Origin of the sequence: Prosthecobacter sp. (assembly GCF_044378005.1) — a bacterium.
GTDB lineage: Bacteria > Verrucomicrobiota > Verrucomicrobiia > Verrucomicrobiales > Verrucomicrobiaceae > Prosthecobacter.
On the sequence record NZ_JBILYB010000276.1, the window covers coordinates 1 to 3,864 of the forward strand.

The 3,864-nt window shown below is 61.4% G+C and carries 2 protein-coding genes and 1 pseudogene; all 3 read right to left on the reverse strand.

Annotated elements, in window-relative coordinates:
• Positions 1–805, reverse strand: an 805-nt coding sequence (locus tag AC6FTP_RS25970) for a DUF6807 family protein (protein WP_497209803.1), incomplete at its 3' end; no start/stop codon positions are given.
• Positions 802–2,051, reverse strand: a pseudogene (locus tag AC6FTP_RS25975) (DUF1501 domain-containing protein). The gene AC6FTP_RS25970 and the pseudogene AC6FTP_RS25975, both read right to left, overlap by 4 nt.
• Positions 2,052–2,054: 3 nt before the next feature.
• Positions 2,055–3,864 (reverse strand): DUF1553 domain-containing protein (locus AC6FTP_RS25980; protein ID WP_497209804.1); only part of this gene is annotated, 1,810 nt, incomplete at its 5' end.

Genomic DNA, 3,864 nt, shown 5'->3' on the forward strand with positions numbered 1-3,864 from the left:
TCAGCCATTGGTAGCGGAGTTTGAAGGGGGCCTCGGTAGTCGCCTTGCCTTTCGGGAACATACCGAAGCGACCGTAGTCGCGGTAGGCGGAGGTGGCGGTGTCCTTTGGATTGTCGGGATGATTGAGGATCACGACGGTGAAGGTTTTGCCTTCGGTGGTGAAGATTTCCGCCGCCCAGGGCAGGTCGCGAACTTTGTGGGCGTCGATGTTTTCGCCGGGGAAGAGGTAGGTCGTCGTTTTCGTGTCCACGAGTTCGCTCGGGCGGAATTGAGCGCCCGCGTGCTCGGGATCGCCATTCATGTCGGCCTCGCCGCTGACGGTCTTGATGGCACTGTTCATCTCGATGCCGAGGTAGAAGGGCTTTGCGGGTGTGGTGAAGCTGAAGCGGCGCTCTTCGGTGAGGAAGGGCGCGGCGGTATCGCCCTGCCAGTCGATGTGGGCGGTGAAGGTGTTTTCACCGGGTGTGACCTTCGTCACGACCTGATCGCCCTTTTTCATGTGCCAGCGGTCATACGATTTGCCGTTGTAGCCAATCTTGCTGAAGCCCAGGAAGATGCCGCGATGGTGCGTGAAGTTGAAGCCCGCGCCTTTCGTGAGCCGCGTGGAGCCATCGGCACTGAAAACGTGCATGTAGGGCTTGTAAGTCTCGTGATGCTTCTCAGGTGTGCTGAGATCATTCGCCATCATGAGCTTCGCGACGACCTTGCCGCCATTCGCGACGGCGACGTGGTCTTTCTCTGCGACGGTGATGTCGAAGGCGAAGGTGGGAAGAGTGAGGGCGAGGAAGAGGAGGGTGTTTTTCATGAGAGGATCTTTTTGATGACTTTGGCTCCTTCGACGCCGGAGAGCCGCGCATCAAGTCCCTGAAACTTGAAGCTGAAGGCGTCGTGTTGGATGCCGAGCTGGTGCAGCATGGTGGCGTGGAGGTCGTGGACGGTGGTGATGTTTTCCTGGGCGGCGTAGCCGAGGTCGTCGGTGGCTCCGTAGGTGAGGCCGCGCTGGATGCCGGCACCGGCGAGCCACATGGACATGGCTTTGTTGTGATGATCGCGGCCGATCGGGCCTTTGTTGCCCTGCGCCATCGGTGTGCGGCCGAATTCGCCGCTGAAAACGATGAGTGTGTCGTCGAAGAGGCGAAGGAGCCGTCGCCGGGCGTACAGCCGTAGAGTTCGAGCGTTTTGGGGCCTTCGGGACGGATGTCCATCAGCTCCGGCACGCTGGCCTGCATCTGAAAGGCCATTTCATACTGCGCGATGCGCGTGGCGATCTCGGGATCGTCGCAGATGGCGGCGTGCTGTTTGTTCAGCGCATTGATCGCCGCCACGTCCGCGCCTTGTCGCTCGCGTGTGACGCCGTTCGGGCTGGTGAGATACAAAACGGGATCTCCCTGCGAGCGAAGCTGCACGCCTTGATACTTCGACGGCAAAAAGCCGCTGCTCCACTGCCGTGCGGCGATGGGTTGCGGCGTGCGGCCCTTTCCCGTGGAAACCATGACGACGAATCCGGGCAGGTCCTCCGCCTCGCTGCCGAGACCGTAAGTGATCCATGCGCCCATGCTCGGACGGCCCGCGATTTGAGCGCCGGAGTTCATGAACATGTGCGCGGGGTCGTGGTTGATCGCGTCCGTGGTCATCGAGCGCACGAGGCAAATGTCATCCGCCACACTGCCGAGGTGCGGCAACAGTTCGGAGAGCTCCATCTGGCACTGGCCGTGTTTCGCGAAACCAAACATCGGCCCTTTGCACACCAATTTCTGTCCCTGCAGCTGCGCGAGCTGCTGCCCCTTCGTGAACGACTCCGGCATCGGCCTGCCGTCCATCGCCGCGAGCTTCGGCTTGTAATCAAACAGCTCCAACTGCGACGGCCCGCCCGCCATGTTGAGCCAGATGACGCGTTTTGCTTTTTGCGGCAGCGGCAGCTTGCCCAGCACACCACGTGAGGCCGCCCCGAGCAGCCCCGGACTCATCAGCGAGGCCAAAGCGACGCCGCCGAGACCTTGCGAGGTGCGGCCGAGGAAGGCGCGGCGGGTGTGGGCGCTGATTGAATTCATGGATCAGCTCCGTGTGACCGTTTCGTGCAGATTGAGCAGCACACGGGCTACGTGAGTCCACGCGGCGAGCTCGGGCTTTTTCAAAGTAGCTGCGACAGGCGCAGCACCAGTTTGGAGCAGGGCTTCGGCAGCGGCGGCGTCTTTTTGATAATCGGCGAGGTGCTTGGAGAAGAGAGACGAAAGCGTCTTCATCTCGTCGGCATTTGGTTGGCGCTGCAAAGCCTGCTGGAAGGCCCAGGTTATGCGTTTGGCGATGTCGCCATCACTTTGGAGAATGCGGGCGGCGAAGGCGCGGGCGGCTTCGACGTAGGCGGGATCATTGAGGAGGACGAGGGCTTGCTGCGGGATGTTGGAGCGGTTGCGTTCGGCGGTACATTCTTCGCGGCTGGGGGCGTCGAAGGCGAGCATGGCGGGATGGGTGAAGCTGCGCTGCCACCAGGTGTACATGCCGCGACGATACAGGCTCTCGCCGCTGTCGTTCTGCCATTCACGGGTGGGGAAGTTGAGGTTCTCCCAGTATTTGGCGGGTTGGTAAGGTTTGACGCTGGGGCCGCCGATTTTCGGCACGAGCAGGCCGGAGATGGCGAGGGCGTTGTCGCGCACGAGTTCAGCATCGAGGCGGAAGGCGCTCTGGCGGGCGCATTCGCGGTTGTAGGGATCGGCGGCGGTAAGTTCCTTCGTGGAGGTGCTGACCTGCTGGTAGGTGTGACTGGTGACGATGAGGCGGATCATGTGCTGCATGTCCCAGCCGCTGTCCATGAACTCGCAGGCGAGCCAGTCGAGCAGCGCGGGATTCACGGGCGGCTCGCCTTGAGCGCCGAGGTCGTCGAGCACCTTGCTGAGGCCGGTACCGAAGAATTGCTTCCACAGGCGATTCATCACGTTGCGGGCAGTGAGCGGATTTTCTTTGGAAACGAGCCACTGGGCGAGATCGAGGCGGGTGAGATCACGGCCTTCGATTTTGGGTTTGGGCAGGTAGCTGGGCAGCGCGGCCTTCACGACTTCGCCGCTGTCGTTCATCCAATCGCCACGCGGAAGGATGCGCACGGTGCGCTTGTTGGTGTCGCTGACGGATACGATGCACTTCGGCGCGGCGGCCTCGAAGTCGGCCTTTTCTTTTTCGGTGGTGGAGAGCTGGGTGCGGAGCACGGCGAGTTCAGGCGCGATCTGCTTGTAGGCTTCGGCTAGTTTTTGTTTTTGCGGTGCGGTGCGTTTGTCGGAGGGCGCTTTGAGGATGTCGGCGATCTCTTTGGCAGGCAGCGCGATGGCAGAGGCGCGGATGGGCGCGGCGGCGGTGGTGGTATTGAGTCGCAGGTTGGCGATCTCGTGGTTGCCATCATGCGCAAAGCTTAGCGTGAGGGTGACGACAGCCTGCGCATCGGCATGTGGCTGGGCGAGTTCGAGGTAGAGCGACTGATCCGCGCCGGTGGCACCGAGCACGGCCCAGCCGTTGAGTTTTTGATCAGCGACGCCGTCGATGGTGTTCTTTGCGGGAAAGTTCTTCTGCTCAAAGGTGGCGCTGGCGTGGGCGATGGGGAGCTTCTCCTGCTTGTTTTTGTTTCCGATGGTCAAAGCGACCTCGCTGAGGGCGAAGTTGCCGTTTGAGGCGAGGCCGATGCCGGGCGATTTTTCCTTCAAGGCATCCAGGCGGATGCCAGTGGTGCCTTTGGGAAGCTTGGCGGTGATCGTGTAGGTCTCAGTGCCGTCGTTTTGCTTTCGTTCCTCGCGTTTTTTATCGATCACGCCACGCACGATGCCGTCTTTGTCGGCTTTGAGGGTGATGTTCTTTTTTGCGGCACTGGCGGTGAGCGGT